The sequence below is a fragment of the Desulfosporosinus fructosivorans genome, from assembly GCF_004766045.1.
In the GTDB taxonomy this organism is placed as follows: domain Bacteria; phylum Bacillota; class Desulfitobacteriia; order Desulfitobacteriales; family Desulfitobacteriaceae; genus Desulfosporosinus; species Desulfosporosinus fructosivorans.
This window is the reverse complement of record NZ_SPQQ01000008.1, coordinates 166,778-185,343: the sequence shown is the minus strand read 5'-3', so window position 1 is coordinate 185,343 and position 18,566 is coordinate 166,778. Positions and strand designations below refer to the sequence as shown.

The following is an 18,566-nucleotide window of genomic DNA, read 5'->3' as shown; positions in this document are numbered from 1 at the left end:
ATCTGTAGACACTCTTTCAATCGTACGAGTTCACTCACCAGCTAATTCTTTAACACTTGCCACTAAAGCTCCTAGTAAGCGATGAAACCCCTGGGGATTTTGCGCCGGCACCCTATATTGTTTGTTGATCTCTATTTGAACAGCTGGAATTCCCAATTCGCGTGCTATATAATTAGCCATAGTATTAGGCCCTGAAGCGGCGAAATGATCATGGGAGATTCTGCTTAACCCGAAGCTCCGAAGGTTCCGCTCGATCACTTCAAGCATCCTGATCTTCTCTAAAAGGGTTTTTCCGCCATTCGTACCAAGATCCACATCGAATTCGCGGTCACGGGCTGCTCCATGGATATCTAGAATAAACTTCACTTTTTGTCTAGCACAGATCTCAGCGATTCTTTCTTTATATATGCAGGGATCGTCAAAGTTAGGATCCCCACCATAAAGCTTAGTTGCTGCGATGCAATGACAATCTGTTAGTTGGTTTAATAGGTATACTATAGAACCAGTGAATTGATCAGACATCTTAATCCTCTTATGTCTATAGTGCCTTACCGCATGCGGGGCCGACACCAAAACAGGCAACTTCCCTTGGGCAAACCAAAAGGGTTCTTCCTGCTTGGGGTTAACTCTCTTGTCCGTCTTGTAAAAATGCACCTTTTCAATATTCACTGCTTCCTCATTAATACGAGATCGTGTGAACTCTACTAGAATATCTTCTGGTTTGCTCAAAGTGATGACCCCCTGTTCTTTTTATAGCCGATGAAGGTTACTTTGGCAATATAATCCTCATTTTCATTGAACACATCTACATTATAGTGAGCGATTTTCTGAGAATCCGCTACTTCCTTTGCTTCAGCAATTAATGTTTTTCCTTTAGATGCTTTAAAATAGGCAATATTAGCGTTGATTCCTACAGTCACATGACCACTTGCATTAGCTGCGGCAGCAAAAGCGAAATCTGCTAATGTAAAGATGGCTCCCCCTTGAATCAAATTCACTCCATTTAAGTGGTTCTCCATAATTTCCATTTGTGCTACAGCGTATCCAGGCTCCATTTTGACAAGCTCTATGCCAATAAAAGCAGCAAATCGATCGTTCTTAAGAAGTTTAACTAGTTTATCGTCCATAATTCCTCTTAAACCCGCTTTCTTCTAAGCACGGCTCTTATCCTGACTAAAACAAGAACTAATACTCTTGAATGAGAATTGCTTAGATTATATCATAAGCTTTAAATTATATTATATTTCAAGGAGGTACCACTTTGAAAAAACAAGCCGTCGTTATTAGCCCCCAGGACAACGTCGCCACCGTAGTTGATGACTTTGCTTCAGGTACTCTGATACACTTTTTCATCGGTGGGTCTGAACAATCCCTTCAGTTACTTCAAGACATTCCCCTCGGCCATAAGTTTGCCATTTGTGATATTTCGCCTTCAGCAAACATTCTTAAATATGCCGAGAGCATTGGCATATCAACCACGCTAATTTTGGCTGGTCAACATGTTCATGTTCATAATATGGAAAGCCAAAGGGGCCGATCTAACAAGTGAACTCATTTTAAATAAAGTTGAACGTCGAGACTTTGGCGGGGAATCTACCCCTACTCCGAAGTTGAGTATAGGTTTACCCTTCCCACCAAAAGTAAGGAGTTTCGCGATTCGATTGAAAAAGCATACCTGATCCTGCATCCAAAGCTCCTAACTTACCTAAGAGGAGGACTAGACATGGAATTTTTAGGATACCGCCGGCCTGATGGCAAGGTGGGCATTCGCAATCATACTTTGATTATCCCAACCTCGGTCTGTTCGAGTACCGTCGCTTTCCATATCTCTCAACAAGTTCCCGGCACAGTAGCGCTAGCGAACCAACACGGTTGTTGCCAAATAGGCGCTGACTACGAGCAAACCTTACGAACTTTGATTAACCTAGGTAAAAACCCCAATGTTGGGGCGGTTCTCGTCGTCGGACTGGGATGTGAAGGGGTCCCCATTCATCAGGTTGTCGCTGAAATCGGAGCAACTGGCAAACCAGTCGAGGTAGTTGTTATTCAAGAAGTCGGTGGCACGTTAAGAGCCACCGCTGAGGGAGTACGCAAAATAGTCGAATTGACCCGACAGGTCGACCATCTTCAACCTGAAAAAATCAACATTAGTGAACTGAGCTTGGCCATAGAATGCGGGGGGTCTGATTTCACCTCAGGACTGGCGTCTAATCCTGCTGCAGGAATTGCAGCTGACCTATTAGAAGCTGCTGGAGGCAACGTCATGTTGTCTGAAACCACAGAATTCATCGGGGCAGAACATATCCTTGCTCGCCGGGCAAAATCACCAGAAGTAGCAGAGAAACTGTTCAAAATTGTGCGTGACTGCGAAGAACGAGCCAAGTTCTCCAACTTTGACCTTCGTGATGGACAACCGACGCCTGGCAACATTGCTGGGGGGATCAGTTCCATTGAGGAAAAATCCTTAGGATGTATCTATAAAGCAGGCCATGCATTAATTCAGGGTGTACTAAAATATGGGGAAATACCAGGTGAGAAGGGACTTTACATAATGGATTCACCTGGGCAGGATGTCGATTCCGTCTCTGGAATGCTCGCCAGTGGCGCAACTGTCGTCATCTTTACCACTGGACGCGGAACTCCAACAGGTTCTCCGATTGCCCCAGTGATTAAGATAACTGCCAATGAGCGGACGTTCAAAATGATGGAAGATAATATGGATATCGATGCTTCAAGCATCATTACCGGTCAAGAAACAATCGAACAGGTCGGCCAGCGTATTTTTAACGAAATCATCCACGTGGCTAATGGACGAAAATCCAAAGCTGAAATCTTAGGTCACCAAGAGTTTGGGATATATAAGATTGCTCCAACATTTTAATTATCAGATCAAAGTCCCGTCCATGGTCGACTAGGATATCTAACTATAAACAACCACGGCTTGAGCAAGCTGTGGTTATTTAAGTTAGATATAGGTCATCTATTTCAATTATTCTTACCCCAGGTACTTGGCCACAGCTGCCGCAGTATCATACTTGTTATTGCCTGATAGTAAAACTTCGTTTGGATGTTTAGTCGTTGATCCGCCAACTACGATAAGTTTATTGGCATTCATGGCATCGACAGGAACTGATTGATCCGCTGGCCGAATAAATATCGCGCAATAACCATTCTTAGCTGAAACATCTGCTCCAGCCCAATAGTCCTCCTTCGTAAACAACAACACAGCCACTTCTAACACGTCGCTTCCTCCTTGCAAATCCTTAAATAATCTATCCCAAGGAAAACCCGTTCCTGGACAATTAATTTTATTTACTGAATCAATCCGATAATGGCCGATAATATTATCTCTGGTTACAGGTATCTCCAATGTTTCGATTAGCCAGCGATGTAAGGCAAGTGTAGCTTGGTACTGCGCTTCAGGCATTACATCGCCACTCTCTCCTTCGTGTTCAATTGAAACGGTGTAATAATTTGGGTTAACTCCGTTTTGCAGTAGTGACCAACTAGGTATATTTATAACACCATTTGCCCAAGCATGGTTAGCCAAGTCAACGTATTGATGAATTTCGCCCTTCTTGCCTACTCCAAAGTGTGAACTAACTTTACTAGCTGGATTGGTAAACCATGCGTCAGTACCTATTAGAGTTCCGCTCATAATATGGTTAACTATTGCAAATATCTTATAACCCTTAGGACTACTGAAGTTTGGCGATCCTATCCATTTTATAGTTGGTTTGTCCATTTGCCCACTCCTTTCTACCATAATATGTATTTAAACTCATATGGTCACTCCCCAAATCATTGCCACCGCTAACCTACTTACTATAGAACAAGAGCAAAAAAAAGCCACCATTGGCACATAGCCTCTAGTAGCTTAATCTCACTTTCCATGGAATAGAATCACCCTTACTCAAATTGCAACGTTTTACCGAAAACTTTTGTAAAGTAGGCCCCACACCCCTCAACCTCTTTTCGTTCCCCTTCAGTTGTCCCCTTCGACAATAAATGTATGCTCAACCGATCTGCCTTAAGTTTACATTCGATCTTAGTAATATTCCCATTCCTTTTTCGATCAAAACACTCTGCTAATCTTAAAACAATTCCGAGCCTTTGAATTATATATTTATCTTCTTCATTTAATAACGTTACATAGGGAGAATTATCAATATCGAAATTCTCCTTTACACTAAGCATCATGGTATAGGCCGCCATAATCAATTCTTTATGGGATAAGCCGTATATTGGGGTGTTCGTGATCATGTAAAAGTTATGTTTGTGATAGTTATAGAAGTTAATAGTTTTACCACAATCATTTAACATTGCAGCTGTTTTCAATATTTTATATGAATTTCCATTAATCTTATGGAGAGGTTTCAGCTGTGTATACAAGTTCTCTGCTAACTTCCATACATGATGGGCATGAGTCTTATCTATATGTAATGTTTTGATAACATTATCGAGAGAAGTCTGTAGCACATATTTGATCACCTGTTCTCCACGCAGGATTTCATAGATCAACCCTTCCCTGAGGCCACTACCACTTACAATCATTTTTGGGTTGTTACAATATTTCATCAAGACTGTAACCGCTGAGAAAGCCCCTACAAACATATCGCACCTTTCCTTGGAAAGGCCCTTTACCTTTCTTCTTTGCTCAGTATTTTTATATTTTATAGAATCATAGATCTTTAGTATTTCCGAAGAATCCATTTGGTAATTATGAGAACGATCTATGGGATAGTTATTTGTCTTCCTTGAAATCTTTCCAATATTTCGGATGGTTCCTCCTACTCCTATAAGGGGTAAATTCTTTGCCTCTTCAAGCCATGCTACCTTTTTAAACTGGTCCATTAAATATTTATTTAACGCTTTCTCTGTATTACTTGTCATTTTTTCCGTCAGGTTAAATTGAGCGGAAATATTTATAGCTCCAAAAGGAAGGCTAATGGCTTCCTTTTTTTTCTTATTCTTTACCCAGACAAGCTCCGTACTAGCTCCGCCAATATCCATGATTAAACCATTGGAAAAGTCAAGGCTATTAATCACACCGAAATAATCATAGTATGCTTCTTGTGCTCCCGTTAAAACCCGTATTTCCATATTTAACGTTGATTTAACCTTCTCAAGAAATTCTCGTTGATTACTCGCACGCCGGACAGCCTCTGTTGCAACTGGGAAAATGTTGCATTCTCCTAAACCTTCACATAACGATTTGAAATTAGTTAGTGTTTGAATAGCTTTTTCCATCCGGATAGGATCGAGTCTACCATCCGCAGTCATATCCATGCCTAATTTGACAGTTTCCTTTACCTCATCAATGACTCGAAAATAGTTCTTCTTACCAATTTCTATGACGACCAGTCTTATTGAATTAGATCCAATATCTATAACTCCAACATTCTTCATTTTTATTTCTCCCTAAGATATAATATAATAAACTAAATATCTGTCTAATATTATATGTATTTCGACTTAGTTTCAAGGATGTTTCAAATTTTATACATTAATGATATCTTAAAGAGCCAATAAATGATAAAGACGCGAATGTAGTTGAGTGGCTATAAGAAAGGATAAGAGCATTTATGAATCCTGCTTTTTCTACCTTGCATTTTTTGAATAGAGAACTTAGCTGGTTAGAATTTAATGAACGCGTTTTGGAAGAGGCTCAAGATACAAATAATCCACTTTTTGAACGGTTAAAATTTCTGTCCATTGTAGGTTCTAATTTGGACGAATTTTTTATGATTCGAGTAGCGTCATTACAAGGTAATGTCGAAGCAAACTATGTAAAAATTGACCCTTCTGGCCTCACACCTACGGAACAAATTGAACGAATATCAGCTAGAACCCATAGACAAGTCTTCGATATGTATAACTGTTTCAATCGTTCCTTGAAAAAATCTCTAAAAAAAGCAGATATCCACTTTATAAAGATTAAGGAGTTAAACAATTTTCAACTCAATTTTCTGCGGGACTATTATGCAAATAACGTTTTTCCGGTACTCACCCCAATGGTTGTTAATAAAAATCAACCCTTCCCCTTAATTCTAAACAAAACACTCAACATTTCATTATTATTAGGAGATATCACTAATCCCGAAAACCTTTTATTTGGCACAATACAAGTTCCTTCAGTATTAAATAGATTAGTTGAGATTCCTTCCTCAGAACGTCATAAATCCTTTATCTTATTAGAAGAAATTATCAAATTGAATCTGTCAACTCTATTTGATAATCACACAGTCATTGCAACTGGGTGCTATCGTATTACTAGAGATGCTTTTTTAGATGTTTCTGAAGATGAATCGGAAGATCTCCTAACTGCAGTTGAGTTATCCCTAAAGCAAAGAAAGTGGGGTAGTGCAATTCGTCTAGAAATCGAACATGGTATCAATCCCTTGCTTCTCCAGATATTAGAAGAAGAATTGGAGATTTCTGCAGAAGCAGAATACAAAATTAGTGGACCCATTGATTTAACCTTTTTAATGAAATTAAGTGGGCTAAAAGGCTATGACTCACTACGTTATGACCCCATCAAACCAAACATTCATCCTACCCTTTTAGACGAAGACGATATATTCCAATCAATTTCTAAACAGGACATTTTACTCCATCATCCCTATGATTCCTTTGATATGATTGTCAACCTCGTTAAAACTGCTGCTGAAGATCCAAATGTTCTTGCTATTAAGCAAACACTTTATAGAGTAAGCGGCAACTCCCCTATTATAGAGGCCTTAGCTCAGGCTGCTGACAACGGTAAACAAGTAACCGTTCTATTAGAACTACAAGCACGCTTTGATGAGCAAAATAATATCACCTGGGCTAAAAAACTGGAGACTGCAGGCTGCCACGTGATTTATGGACTTGTTGGATTAAAAGCTCACTGCAAAATATTATTAATCGTTCGACGCGAGGATGGTTTAATTAAGAGATACGTGCATCTTGGAACCGGGAATTATAATGACGTTACAGCAAAATTATATACAGATTTAGGTTTATTGACTGCTAACCCCTATTTTGGCGCGGATGCCTCCGCAATCTTCAATACGTTATCGGGCTGTTCCAGCCCCTCAGCGCTTTACAAAATGACACTAGCTCCAATGAACCTTCGCAATAAATTTTTGGATCTAATCCACAAGGAAACCGAATACGCGAAGGCAGGCAAAAAAGCTAAGATAATTGCCAAGCTAAATTCTTTAGTCGATACAGAAATTATAAAGGCACTTTATAATGCTTCCTCTGCCGGAGTTACTATCGAACTAATTGTTCGTGGGATATGCTGCCTGAGGCCTAAAATACCCTTCATAAGCGAGCATATTACGGTAAGGAGCATCGTCGGGAGATTTCTCGAACATAGCCGAATATATTATTTCTATGGAGATGGTGAGGAATTGATATTCCTGGCCAGTGCCGATTTAATGAGACGTAATTTGGACAAAAGAGTTGAACTTTTATTTCCTATCGAGGATCCTGCTGCTCGAACAAAGGTTAGGAATGTCTTAGACTTAGCCTTACTCGATACCTCTAAATCAAGGGTTCTCAATTTAGACGGCACATACAGTAAAATTGATAAAAGAGGAAAGGATTCCATCAATAGTCAAGAAATCTTTCTGGCTCCTAAGTTATCTGAAACCACTCCATATGAAGTTCGTGCAAACTTCGTACCTATTATCTCTGTTAAAGATATTGATTCTTGATATTGTTGAGAATTGCTATATACTTAGAATAAATATAATTTAAGTTTTTCTATACTTACATACATATCGAAAATACAATTATTGGAGGGTTCAATTAATGGTAAGAAAAACTGTTCCTCGTGTAGATAAGCGTGATCTAACCTTAGAAGTTGCACCGTTACCTGTAACTGTATCTGAAAGTGGAAATACAATAGTACCTGTAATTAAAGTCGAAACAGAAATCATATCTGAAGTCATTCCTGAAGAGGCACCCGAACTCTCACCCGAAGTCGTACCTGAGGCCGCAGCTGTTGTCGCACCTGATGTCTCATCGATTGAAGGAGACAAAGTTTGTCCAGACGTAAAAACTCTTGAGCAAAAGATTTCAGAATTAGAGACACAGTTTGTCAACCTTCAAACTGTGCTATACGAACTTGTTAATAAAAAGAAGAAAAAAAAGGGTAAAAAGAGAAATAAGGTTAAGTGCAAATGCAAAGATAAAACAGTAGACATTTCTGAATGCAAGTGTAAAAGCAAAAAATTAGATAAATAATATACAAAAGGGTCTGTAACTAAACTTGTTTTCCAGTTTGTTGCAGACCCTTTTTGTTCGAGAATTGCCGTTATTTTCGAGGATTATTCACCATTTCATAGGTGTATAATCCTCTTTTTGGGGGATAGCGCACCACCACTCAGAAAATTTCCCAAGTTTTGTTACGCCCCCTTTATGTTGTAACCGCAAGGAGTTCACAATGTTAAGAAGATCTCTTTTTTGAAAGCAACCTGTACGAAAAATATAGTACCATCAGCAAAAGAATTATCAATCCAACTAGCATTCCGAACTGGGTTATCAAATCACTTATAGTCTCCCATGCGTCACCAAACCAGTACCCTACCCCTAAATAAAATGCAACCCAGAAAAACTCGCCGATCACTACAGTGAGGACGAAATCGATAAATCTGTACTTTGTTATTCCTGCAATTGCATTTACTAAAGCCCCTAACGCAGAAAGTGGAAATCTTGTAATTATAATTGCAACCTTCCCGTTCTTGCTAAAGAAGATGCCCGTCTTTCGAAGCTTTGGATCTAAAGATTTTTGCAGTCTAGGAAAGGTTCTTAAGATAAACCGTCCGAATTGCCGCCAAGTCCAGTAGCCAACGCTATCACCAAGTAATGTTAGAAGCCAAACCTCACCAAAAAGCAGGAAAATGTCAAATTCACCTGCCGATGCAAAAGCTCCTGACGCCATTATTAAAACACTTAGCCCTGTTGGGATCCCTATTCCTTGGAGCATTATTAACACAGCCAAGAAGATTATACTATATTGTCTAAAAGTCTCTATTGTTAAAGCAAGCATATCAATCATGCTTGCCACCATTCTGGCTAGAATGATTAATAACGTTCTTCAAGCCTTTTAACATTTCCTCAGAGGTTATGTTGTATTTTTTTCTAAGCGCGAGAATGCTTAGATTGTAATCCTCAGGTTGTGGGGTAATCCCCAAGAGTTCAAACACCTTTTCTTCCTTTGTCCCAAATTTTTCAGTCAATTCCCCCACCGTCATCCAGTTATAAATTCCGGATTTGCTGAGTTGTCTGCTTTGTTGCGTCGGAAATTGAACTCTATTTATACTGTTATGCAGCCTTATTGACTGCTTTACAGTGGCGATGACTAATATGGTTATTATTAATATTGATAAAGCAACTTTTAGCTTCTTGCTCATACTTTTCCCTCTTTCAGGCTTCCTTCATAATGTGCAGTTTTAGATACTTCATAAAAGGATACCACCTATATCATCCTTAAACAAGACATCCTCCTACCCTCTTGTCCTTGTTACAAGGATAATTTGAAGTTTTTACAGACAATTTATTGAATATAGTATAAAATGTATAGTATAAGATATCGACTTGAAAAAGGGAATTGCTTTAAATTAAAGGATTTAATGATTTCCATAACAATTTTCCACATAGAAAGGGAGTTTTTTGATGAGCCAAGATCTTAACCAAGACCTTGCCAAGCTACCAAAATCGTTTCAAGCCTTTTGGGATCGAGTAGCTCACATTATCCCGAGTAACCGTCTCTTTTGTGACCCTTTGCACACCTTAGCCTATGGAATTGATGCCAGCTTTTATCGCATGATTCCAAAAATTGTCCTAAAGGCTCGCACCCCTGACGAGATAACTCAAGTTTTAAAAACTTCTCAAGAGTACAAAATTCCTGTAACCTTTCGGACTGCTGGGACAAGTCTTTCCGGACAAGCCGTGACGGACTCTGTCCTTGTGGTATTACAGGGAGCTTGGCGAGGTCATTCGGTTCTGGAGAACGGAGAAAAGATTGCCTTAGAACCAGGAATTATTGGGGCTGAAGCAAATCGATTTTTAACGGAGTATGCTCGCAAAATTGGACCAGACCCAGCATCCATCGATCACGCTATGATTGGGGGGATTGCCGCTAACAATGCGAGTGGTATGTGTTGCGGAACCGCCGATAACAGTTACCAAACTGTTGCTGAGATGAAAATCATCTTTGGTGATGGTACGTTGCTGGATACAGGGAACCCCACATCTTGTGTGAATTTCCTCAAAAATCATGCAGCGTTAGTTCAGGAGATAAAGGACATCAGAGATGAGATTGTCGCTGATTCAGAACTGACTGCGATGATACGTCATAAATATAAAATCAAGAATACGACAGGATATGGTGTCAATGCCTTTGTGGATTTTGAAGACCCCATTAACATTATAAAACACCTTATGATCGGATCAGAGGGAACTTTGGGCTTTATCTCAGAGATTACGTATCATACCGTGATCGAGCACGCCTATAAGGCTTCAGCATTGATTCTCTATCCAGATATGGAACAAGCTTGCTTAGCCGTTCAGCACCTTGATAGGGAAACTGTCTCTGCTGCTGAATTAATGGATAGAATCTCGTTGAAAACAATGGAAGAAAAACCCGGGATGCCTGAGTATTTAAGAACTCTCTCCCCCACCGCCACTGCTCTGCTTGTCGAGGTTCGGGGTGTGGATCCCGAATCTCTAGCACAAAAAATTAAACAGGTGGAAGAGCTTCTTAAAGATATCCCTACCATACTTCCCTTAAGTTTTACCTCGGTAAAGGCAGAGTACGAGAACCTTTGGAACATTCGCAAAGGAATTTTCCCTGCCGTAGGAGCAATACGGGTCTTGGGAACTGGGGTTGTTATCGAAGATGTTGCCTTTCCTAAAGAACATTTAGCTGAAGCGACAATAGCGCTCAGAGAACTTTTGGATAAATATTCCTATCCTGACGCCATCATTTACGGTCATGCCCTAGATGGGAATCTTCATTTTATTTTCACCCAAGACTTTAGCCGTCCGGAGAATTTACAGCGTTACGAACGGTTAACGCTGGATGTAACCGAGCTGGTCGTGACACGCTTTGGTGGGTCCTTAAAAGCAGAGCATGGAACAGGCCGCAATATGGCGCCCTTCGTTGAAATGGAATGGGGTAAAAAAGCCTATGTTTTGATGAAACGACTTAAGGCCACGTTCGATCCAGAAAACCTCTTGAATCCAGGCGTCATCATCAACGACAACCCTCATGTTTATCTAGAAAACTTAAAGAATATGCCTCAAGCTCATCAACTAATTGATACCTGTACGAACTGTGGTTTCTGCCAAGCTATTTGCACCTCCAAAAACCTCACGTTGACTCCACGACAACGAATTGTGGTTCAACGGGAGATTCGAGAATTACGTCGCACGAAGGAAGATCCAGAACGTCTATCCCGTCTAGAAAAAGACTTTGAATATCCCGGTAACCAAACGTGTGCTGTCGATGGATTATGCGCTACCACCTGTCCTTTGGGATTAAACACAGGAGATTATGTTAAATTCTTGCGGTCCGAATCGGTTACATCGACTACCCGTTGGATTGCTGAAAGTATCGCGAATCATATGACCGGAGTGACGGGGTTTCTGCGTTTTGGATTAGGAGCGGTCAATGGAGTACACGCTGTAGTAGGCACGCCTATGATGGAACGACTCACACTTGGGGCCAGAAAAATCTCCAGAGATGCTATCCCGCTCTGGAACCCATGGATGCCAAAAAGCGGAAAAGTTCCAGCTCTCAAGCAATTGCCACAGAAAGTTATAACGGCAACTCCTGCGAAAGATTCAACTCCTTTAAAAGTAGTTTATTTTCCAAGCTGTATTACCCGTTCAATGGGGGCAGCCAAAAATGATCTGGATCAGAGAGCTGTAAGTGATGCTCTGCTTTCGGTTTTGGCCAAGGCAGGTTATGAAGTGATCATACCTCCAACTATGAATGGACTTTGTTGTGGTATGCCTTGGGAAAGCAAAGGCTTTTTCGAGACAGCCGATAAAAAAAGCGCTGAGCTAGAAAAGGTTCTGTTCGCAGCCAGTGAAGGAGGCAAGTACCCAATTTTGTGCGATACAAGCCCCTGTTTATATCGAATGAAACGGGTTATGCATTCTCTCAAGCTTTATGAACCCGTCGAATTTATTCACGACTTTTTACTAGATCGTCTCACATTCACCCAGCTGCCTGAAACGGTCGCCGTTCACGTTACCTGTAGTTCAATTAAAATGAACTTAAAAAATAAGTTTTACAATGTAGCTCACGCGTGTGCGGAAACTGTTATAATGCCGAAGGATATCCAATGTTGCGGCTTTGCTGGAGACCGTGGATTTACAGTTCCTGAATTAAATAGTTCGGCTTTAGCTACGCTCAAAGAGTCTCTCCCAAAAGACTGTCACGCAGGGTACTCAAACAGTCGTACGTGTGAAATCGGACTTTCTCTTCATAGCGGAATTAGCTATCAGTCCATTGTATACTTGGTGGATAAATGCACAAAACCGAGAGTGTGAGATTAAAACCATCAGAAAGGAGGATCTTACACTTTAAATACCGCGGTAGGAAAAGTGACCGACAATGTCGGTCACTTTTTAAGTGGCCAAATGCATCCCAAGCATAAGTATGTCCACAAAAAATGGTACTATTGTCCCACTGTGGTACAATAATATTGTAAGCTTATACTGTTAGGCTGATTAGAAAGAAGGAATCCTAGTTGGAAGAATCCCGTACTTCACATCTGCTGAAATCCAAAGTGGGTGTACGTTTATCGAAATCAATCCGCACTTTAAAAAACTTCAAGCCTTGGCAAAAGCCTAAGTTTTGGAGTAAACTAAGCATTTTTTTAATATTATTAATGATTTTAACTACCGGAGGAATCACCCTGTACATCTCCTCATTAGATATTAGCAAGCTACAGACTCCTCTTGCTCAGCCCTCTTTCCTTTACGATCAAAAGGACAACCGGATTTCCCAACTTTCATCCTCACGGATTGAACCAGTTTCAGGGCAGCAAATCCCTCTTATTATGAAAAATGCCCTTATTGCGGTAGAAGACCGTCGTTTCTATGATCATCAAGGGGTAGATCTTCGCTCGATCGCACGTGCTCTAATCAGAGATTTGAAATCCGGTGACTTTTCTGAAGGAGGAAGCACGATCACCCAACAATTGGCCAAGAACTTCTTTTTAGTTTCCGATAAAACGATCACTCGAAAACTGAAGGAAGCCGCCTATGCTTTAAAGATCGAGACAGTTCTTGAGAAAGATGAAATTCTAGTGGCCTATCTTAATCAAATCTACTTTGGCGAAGGGAAATGGGGTTTACAGAATGCGGCCCAACTCTATTTCGGTAAAAGTGCTGAAAAACTTACTTTAGAGGAATCTGCTTTGCTTGCAGGACTGATCAAGTCCCCTAATAATTATTCTCCCCTAAGAAACAAGGAAAAGTCTTTAGCGCAAAGAAATTTGGTTCTCAGTTTAATGAAAGAACAGAATTACATCACTCCAGCCGAATATGAGAAAGCAATAATTCAACCGATTATCCTAAAAAAAGAAACGACAAGCGACCTTTCTGGTCAATATGCTCCCTATGTCGATTATGTAATCGAAGAAGCAATTGAACTTATTGGTTTTACGGAAGAACAAATCCTCAACGGAGGACTGCAAATATATACTCAGATGGATCCTTCAGTTCAAAAGGCCGCTGAGGACGTCTATAAAGATAGTAGTTTCTTTCCTTCTGGAAAAGCAGACCAAATTGTCCAAAGCGGAGTGGTTGTTATCGACCACACGACAGGAGGCATTAAAGGCTTAGTGGGCTACCGCGGAGAAGAAGTTTACCGCGGATTTAACCATGCAACCGCACTTTTACGCCAACCGGGTTCTGCCTTCAAACCTTTGGCTGTTTACGCTCCTGCGTTAGAAAAAGGCTATACTCCAGATTCTGGTCTTAATGACAGACCCTTAAATATCGATGGGTACGCTCCAACGAATTATGACAATCAATACCGTGGCAAAGTAACAATGCAAGAGGCTTTACGTCATTCTATGAATGTCCCTGCAGTGTGGCTATTGAACGAAATCGGGATAGAGAACGGTGTTGATTACGCCACACGAAGTGGGATCACTCTAGAAAAAGAGGATCATGTGCTTCCTTTAGCCCTAGGGGGGCTTGACAAAGGGGTCTCACCGCTTCAAATGGCGCAAGCCTATGGAGTCTTTGCCAATCTCGGGGTAATGAATAAAGCCTATGCCATTAGCAAGATTACCACGAATGACGGTAGCGTTTTGTTCCAAGCCCAACCAGAATCGATAAAAGTGACCACACCTAGCGTAGCCTATATGATGACTTTGATGTTACAAGATGTTGTCACCAATGGCACCGGTAAAAATGCCAACCTTGGTCGACCGACCGCTGGTAAAACAGGTTCTGTCGAACTTCCCATCGATGATCCACAATTCTCAGGAATTAGCAAAGGTGAAAAAGATGTTTGGTTTGTTGGTTATACTCCAGAACTCACAGCGGCTGTTTGGATGGGTTATGATAAAACCGACTCCAACCACTACCTTACTACTGCAGGCGGCGCTGAACCTGCCGAGGTTTTCCGTGAGATCTTATCCAGAGCGCTAAGCGCTACTCCCATTGTCCCCTTTGAGATTCCACAAGATTACATTGAGCAGAATAAACTGTCCAACAAAATGCGCAAATGGGTCGAAGACAAGTTGAACCCAAAGGACCAGGATAGTAAGGATGAAGATAACGAAGATGATAAAGGCAAAGGAAAAGACAAGAAAAGATGAACGAAATTTCATGATGTAAGATTAGAGCCACCTTTTCTTTCGAAAAGTTGGCTCTTTTTTCACTCTTATTTGAATTTTAGAACATTAGCAAAATTAAACTATTGATCCTAAAAAAGTTGTATAATAGTACTGTCGATCGTGAAATCTAATACAATACTACTTAAATAAGGTGGTTTTTATGAGTATCTTTGAAATCATTATGTTAATTTGTTTCGGCGCAGCTTGGCCCCTTTCCATTTACAAATCTTACACATCACGATCAATTAAAGGTAAAAGCGTGTCTTTTTTAATCGTTATTCTCATAGGCTATGTTGCTGGGATATTAAATAAAATCTTTAATCAGTATGATGCTGTCGTGTATTTATACCTACTCAATTTTATTATGGTATTAATCGATCTCCTAATTTACTTTCGCAACAGTCACATCTCTGGTCGCCCTTCCCAGTCTTATCCCTCAAAAATGACTCCCCCTGCTATATCAGCTAAATAATAAATAGAAAACTTGGCTAGCACCAAGCCTTCAGGCGCCGACGACCGCTGAATTGCACTTATGCTTCAAGAAGTATGTAACTGAAAGTTATACTTTCCGACTAGAATGAAGAGACCTCCCTTAGCCGCTAATCCTTCGGCAAGGGAGGTCTCTGTTTATTATGAAAAATTTCATTTTCCTCTAGAGTAAATGACCCTCCTTTATTAAATTACCATTTGTTTGAATAAGGGACTATTCTAGGTGAGCCTTTTCACTCTTATGGTGCATATAGTAGTGTTAGAGCACACTAATGTCTCTCTTAATCAGAAGAAAGAGGTGGGAAATAGTGACAACTTTAAGGCGTGGAGCTCGCGGTTCCGAGGTGCAAGAGCTTCAACGACTGTTAGTAAAATGGGGTTATCAACCTGGGCTAATCGATGGAATTTTTGGAGCTAAGACTGAAAAGGCGGTCTTGCAATTTCAAAGAGATCATGGTTTGAAAGCAGACGGCATTGTCGGTCCTATAACTTGGCGAGCTCTTCAGAGTCAACCCCAACCAGGCTATCAATTGTACACAATCCAAGCAGGTGACACTTTCTACAAACTCTCAATAAGATTCAAAATTAGCCTTGCGAGTTTAGTTGCCGCTAACCCAGGCGTTGATCCCAATCGTTTAAATATTGGCCAACAGATTCGGATCCCTGTCCCTAGCCCCGAACCTGGTCTTACACGCGCCGTAAGCGGCTGGATTCCTTATTGGGTTCAAGCACAGGCATTACAGTCTTTACAAAAACATGCCGAATTGTTTCGTTCAATCTCCCCGTTCTGGTATCATTTGTCTGCATCCGGCGATGTATTAAATTTCACGGGTGCTGAAGACAGTAGTGTTCTTTCCTTTGCCAAGGCGCACGGAATCAATGTCATTCCTCTCATTTCGAATGAGTTTAGCAGTCAACTCGTCTCGACTGTTCTTAATGATCCCGTTATTCGTCAAAGACACGTTATGGCAATCGTGAATAAAGTAAGGCAAATGAATTATGCAGGGATCGATATTAATTATGAAAATTTGTTTGTACGTGACCGAGAAGTTTTCGTTATCTTTGTGCAAGAGCTGAAAACCGCACTATCTGCTTTAAATAAGCAGCTTGTTGTGTCGGTTCATGCAAAGACAGGTCCAACGGGCTTTTGGAGTGGTGCTGACGCCCATGATTATGTTAAAATCGGCCAAAACGCTGACACTGTTCGGGTTATGGGGTATGATTATCACTGGCAAGGTGGTCCTCCTGGGTCCATTTCTCCTGCTGACTGGGTGGACGCAGTGTTGGCCTATGCCGTTTCAGCCATTCCCCGCAACAAGATTGAACTCGGTATCGCCACGTATGGTTATGACTGGCCCCAAGGTCTGCAGGCCAAAGGAGTGACTTATAGCGAGGCTGTTTCCATAGCGAACCAGCATAATGTCCCCATTATTACTAATGCTCAACTGGGTCCCCACTATACGTATTCGGTTAATGGCCTTAACCATGAAGTTTGGTTTGTGGATGCCCTTTCGTTTAGTACCATTTTGAATTTAGTCAATAAATATGACATCCGTGGGATTTGCATGTGGTACCTGAGTGCAGAAGATCCAAAAATCTATGATGCAATCGAAGCAAAGTTTTAGACAGCCCAAGAATAACCACCGCGTCGCTCCTTACCATTAAATTACCCTGTTAAAAGTATGCTATAACAAGATAACTAAACTAGCCATGTTCCAATAAGAATAGCAAGGAGCCGTGGCGAAACTAAGTTTCGCCACGGCCCTTTAATTATACTTGAAAGCCCGCGCTTTAGAAATCTGACCTACTTGAATCGCGAGATCCCCTTCTCGATTGACTCCTTCAGCTCATTCCACGACTTTTCAGTTCCTACTTTTAGATCTTCCCATCCAAGTTCGCCGGACTCTTTAAGCTGTTCGTATTTTACCATGAAGGCATCCCTTTTCTTTTCAAGGTTATCCATTTGAGAAAGGTACTCTAATTTCATATCTGCCTTAGCCACAGCCACTTCAGCTTTCATCACGGCTAATTTAGCATTATATTTTGCAAGGTTGGCCTCAATCTTTTCCAAATATAGATTGCGTTTTTCCATCATGCACTCCCCCTCTTGTATTATACATTAAAAGCATATCATCTATAGCCTTCCTTAACAAGACATATGTGCTTTAGCCTTTTACCTATTGAAGGAATTACTATATCTAATTGTTAAATCTAGTAATTAAGTTTTAATTATTAACCCGATAAGCTTTGAGAAAGATATCACTTGTTCAGGATAAACAATACATCCAGCTAGGTCCTCTACGGTTACTCCTAACCCTTCTAGTTCACAACTACTTAAATCAATACCTTTTAGTTTTGCACCTGTCATCCCAGCTTGTTGTAAGTTAGAATCTTTAAAACTTACTTTTACAAACTTAGATTTATAGAAATCAGCACTGCGTAACAAACTATTATTAAAATTGACTTGTTTAAAATCCGAAAACCGAAATAATGCATAACTGCCATTACAGTTCTCAAAAAGTACATTTCTCAGAGTAGATTCACTCATATTTGTTCCTACCATTTTACAGTTGATCAACTCTACTCTATGTAGAACAGACTCACTTAAATCCAAATTTGATAAATCACAGTTTTCAAACCTAACATCTGTTAAATCTATGTACTTAAAAGACACTTCTATAAACGTAACGTTTTTGAATATTATTTGCTTAAAGGCTACGTGGTCAGCCTTTTGATTCTCAATCAAGCAATTACTGATAATCCCTCCCGAAAAAGAATCCTCGGTTTGGATCGCCTTATCTAGACTTAATATATCTTGCTCCCACTGTAAAAGATTAGGGGGTAATATTTTACAGTGCAAATTCTTATCGTCCATAAAATAACACCTTCATTTAATTATTATCGCCACTTTAAGTAGCCTAACTAATAACATATTTTTAATAAAAGAAACACTCTCCTACCTCTAATCATTTAACGGGGGAGAGCATTTCTTTAGACTTTCACCTATTATTGTGGCGCTCTTTCTGCCATTACCTTACTAAGTACTTTACCGCCTCGACCCCAGTTATCCATTTCGTTTTCTTTAATAAGCACGATAAATGCATCTTCCGGAATCCCGAGCGTTTCACTAGCAACTTTCGTTAATCTGCTAATTAGTAATTCTTTTTTCTCTTTGTCAATTTTACCACCCTCAAGTTGAATAAAAGGCATCAATAATCCCCC

The 18,566-nt window shown here is 40.4% G+C and carries 16 protein-coding genes; 7 read left to right on the top strand and 9 right to left on the bottom strand.

Annotated elements, in window-relative coordinates; all coding sequences use genetic code 11:
* Positions 1-30: 30 nt before the first annotated feature.
* Together E4K67_RS20805 and E4K67_RS20800 are read right to left on the bottom strand one after the other, a co-directional pair.
* On the bottom strand, positions 31-729 hold the full coding sequence (locus E4K67_RS20805; protein WP_199242610.1) for an N-formylglutamate amidohydrolase: 699 nt from the start codon (positions 727-729) through the stop codon (positions 31-33).
* On the bottom strand, positions 726-1,127 hold the full coding sequence (locus tag E4K67_RS20800) for a PaaI family thioesterase (RefSeq protein ID WP_135550218.1): 402 nt from the start codon (positions 1,125-1,127) through the stop codon (positions 726-728). Before E4K67_RS20800 ends, E4K67_RS20805 begins: the two co-directional genes overlap by 4 nt.
* A gap of 134 nt (positions 1,128-1,261) precedes the next feature.
* Between E4K67_RS20800 and E4K67_RS20795 the strand changes: the two genes are divergently transcribed.
* Complete coding sequence (locus E4K67_RS20795) at positions 1,262-1,549, top strand: UxaA family hydrolase (RefSeq protein WP_135550216.1); 288 nt, start codon at positions 1,262-1,264, stop codon at positions 1,547-1,549.
* A gap of 174 nt (positions 1,550-1,723) precedes the next feature.
* Positions 1,724-2,881: a UxaA family hydrolase gene (locus E4K67_RS20790; RefSeq protein WP_135550214.1), complete on the top strand. Its 1,158-nt coding sequence runs from the start codon at positions 1,724-1,726 to the stop codon at positions 2,879-2,881.
* Between the two features lie 114 nt (positions 2,882-2,995).
* Here the strand turns inward: E4K67_RS20790 and E4K67_RS20785 are convergent, their stop codons facing one another.
* Together E4K67_RS20785 and ppx are read right to left on the bottom strand one after the other, a co-directional pair.
* Positions 2,996-3,745, bottom strand: coding sequence for an N-acetylmuramoyl-L-alanine amidase (locus tag E4K67_RS20785; RefSeq protein WP_135550212.1), 750 nt, complete (start codon positions 3,743-3,745; stop codon positions 2,996-2,998).
* A gap of 164 nt (positions 3,746-3,909) precedes the next feature.
* Positions 3,910-5,409: an exopolyphosphatase gene (gene ppx, locus E4K67_RS20780; RefSeq protein WP_135550210.1), complete on the bottom strand. Its 1,500-nt coding sequence runs from the start codon at positions 5,407-5,409 to the stop codon at positions 3,910-3,912.
* Between the two features lie 176 nt (positions 5,410-5,585).
* On the opposite strand from ppx, the gene E4K67_RS20775 reads away from it, so the two are divergent.
* Complete coding sequence (locus E4K67_RS20775; RefSeq protein WP_135550208.1) at positions 5,586-7,703, top strand: RNA degradosome polyphosphate kinase; 2,118 nt, start codon at positions 5,586-5,588, stop codon at positions 7,701-7,703.
* 97 nt (positions 7,704-7,800) lie between these two features.
* Entirely contained in the window at positions 7,801-8,235 is a 435-nt protein-coding gene (locus tag E4K67_RS20770) for a hypothetical protein (protein ID WP_135550206.1), read from the top strand.
* A 202-nt stretch (positions 8,236-8,437) separates the two neighbouring features.
* Here E4K67_RS20770 and E4K67_RS20765 read toward each other — a convergent pair whose 3' ends face one another.
* Entirely contained in the window at positions 8,438-9,049 is a 612-nt protein-coding gene (locus E4K67_RS20765) for a DedA family protein (protein WP_158408535.1), read from the bottom strand.
* A complete protein-coding gene (locus E4K67_RS20760; RefSeq protein ID WP_135550202.1) occupies positions 9,042-9,404 on the bottom strand; it encodes a hypothetical protein in 363 nt (120 codons plus the stop codon). The genes E4K67_RS20765 and E4K67_RS20760 overlap by 8 nt, the downstream gene beginning before the upstream one ends.
* A 262-nt stretch (positions 9,405-9,666) precedes the next feature.
* On the opposite strand from E4K67_RS20760, the gene E4K67_RS20755 reads away from it, so the two are divergent.
* The 3 genes from E4K67_RS20755 to E4K67_RS20740 all read left to right on the top strand — a co-directional run bounded on the left by E4K67_RS20755 (position 9,667) and on the right by E4K67_RS20740 (position 16,969).
* The gene (locus tag E4K67_RS20755; RefSeq protein WP_135550200.1) at positions 9,667-12,552 is read left to right on the top strand and encodes an FAD-binding and (Fe-S)-binding domain-containing protein; all 2,886 of its coding nucleotides are present in this window, start codon (positions 9,667-9,669) and stop codon (positions 12,550-12,552) included.
* A gap of 200 nt (positions 12,553-12,752) precedes the next feature.
* The gene (locus E4K67_RS20750; protein WP_135550198.1) at positions 12,753-14,837 is read left to right on the top strand and encodes a transglycosylase domain-containing protein; all 2,085 of its coding nucleotides are present in this window, start codon (positions 12,753-12,755) and stop codon (positions 14,835-14,837) included.
* 815 nt (positions 14,838-15,652) lie between these two features.
* On the top strand, positions 15,653-16,969 hold the full coding sequence (locus E4K67_RS20740; protein WP_135550195.1) for a glycosyl hydrolase family 18 protein: 1,317 nt from the start codon (positions 15,653-15,655) through the stop codon (positions 16,967-16,969).
* Between the two features lie 179 nt (positions 16,970-17,148).
* Here the strand turns inward: E4K67_RS20740 and E4K67_RS20735 are convergent, their stop codons facing one another.
* From E4K67_RS20735 to dmpI, 3 genes are all read right to left on the bottom strand, one after another.
* Positions 17,149-17,439 carry a sll1863 family stress response protein gene (locus tag E4K67_RS20735; protein WP_243454565.1) on the bottom strand — a complete coding sequence of 97 codons (291 nt, stop codon included), beginning with the start codon at positions 17,437-17,439 and terminating at the stop codon, positions 17,149-17,151.
* 123 nt (positions 17,440-17,562) lie between these two features.
* On the bottom strand, positions 17,563-18,219 hold the full coding sequence (locus E4K67_RS20730; protein ID WP_135550194.1) for a pentapeptide repeat-containing protein: 657 nt from the start codon (positions 18,217-18,219) through the stop codon (positions 17,563-17,565).
* 131 nt (positions 18,220-18,350) lie between these two features.
* Positions 18,351-18,554 carry a 4-oxalocrotonate tautomerase DmpI gene (dmpI, locus tag E4K67_RS20725; protein ID WP_135550193.1) on the bottom strand — a complete coding sequence of 68 codons (204 nt, stop codon included), beginning with the start codon at positions 18,552-18,554 and terminating at the stop codon, positions 18,351-18,353.
* Positions 18,555-18,566 lie beyond the last annotated feature (12 nt).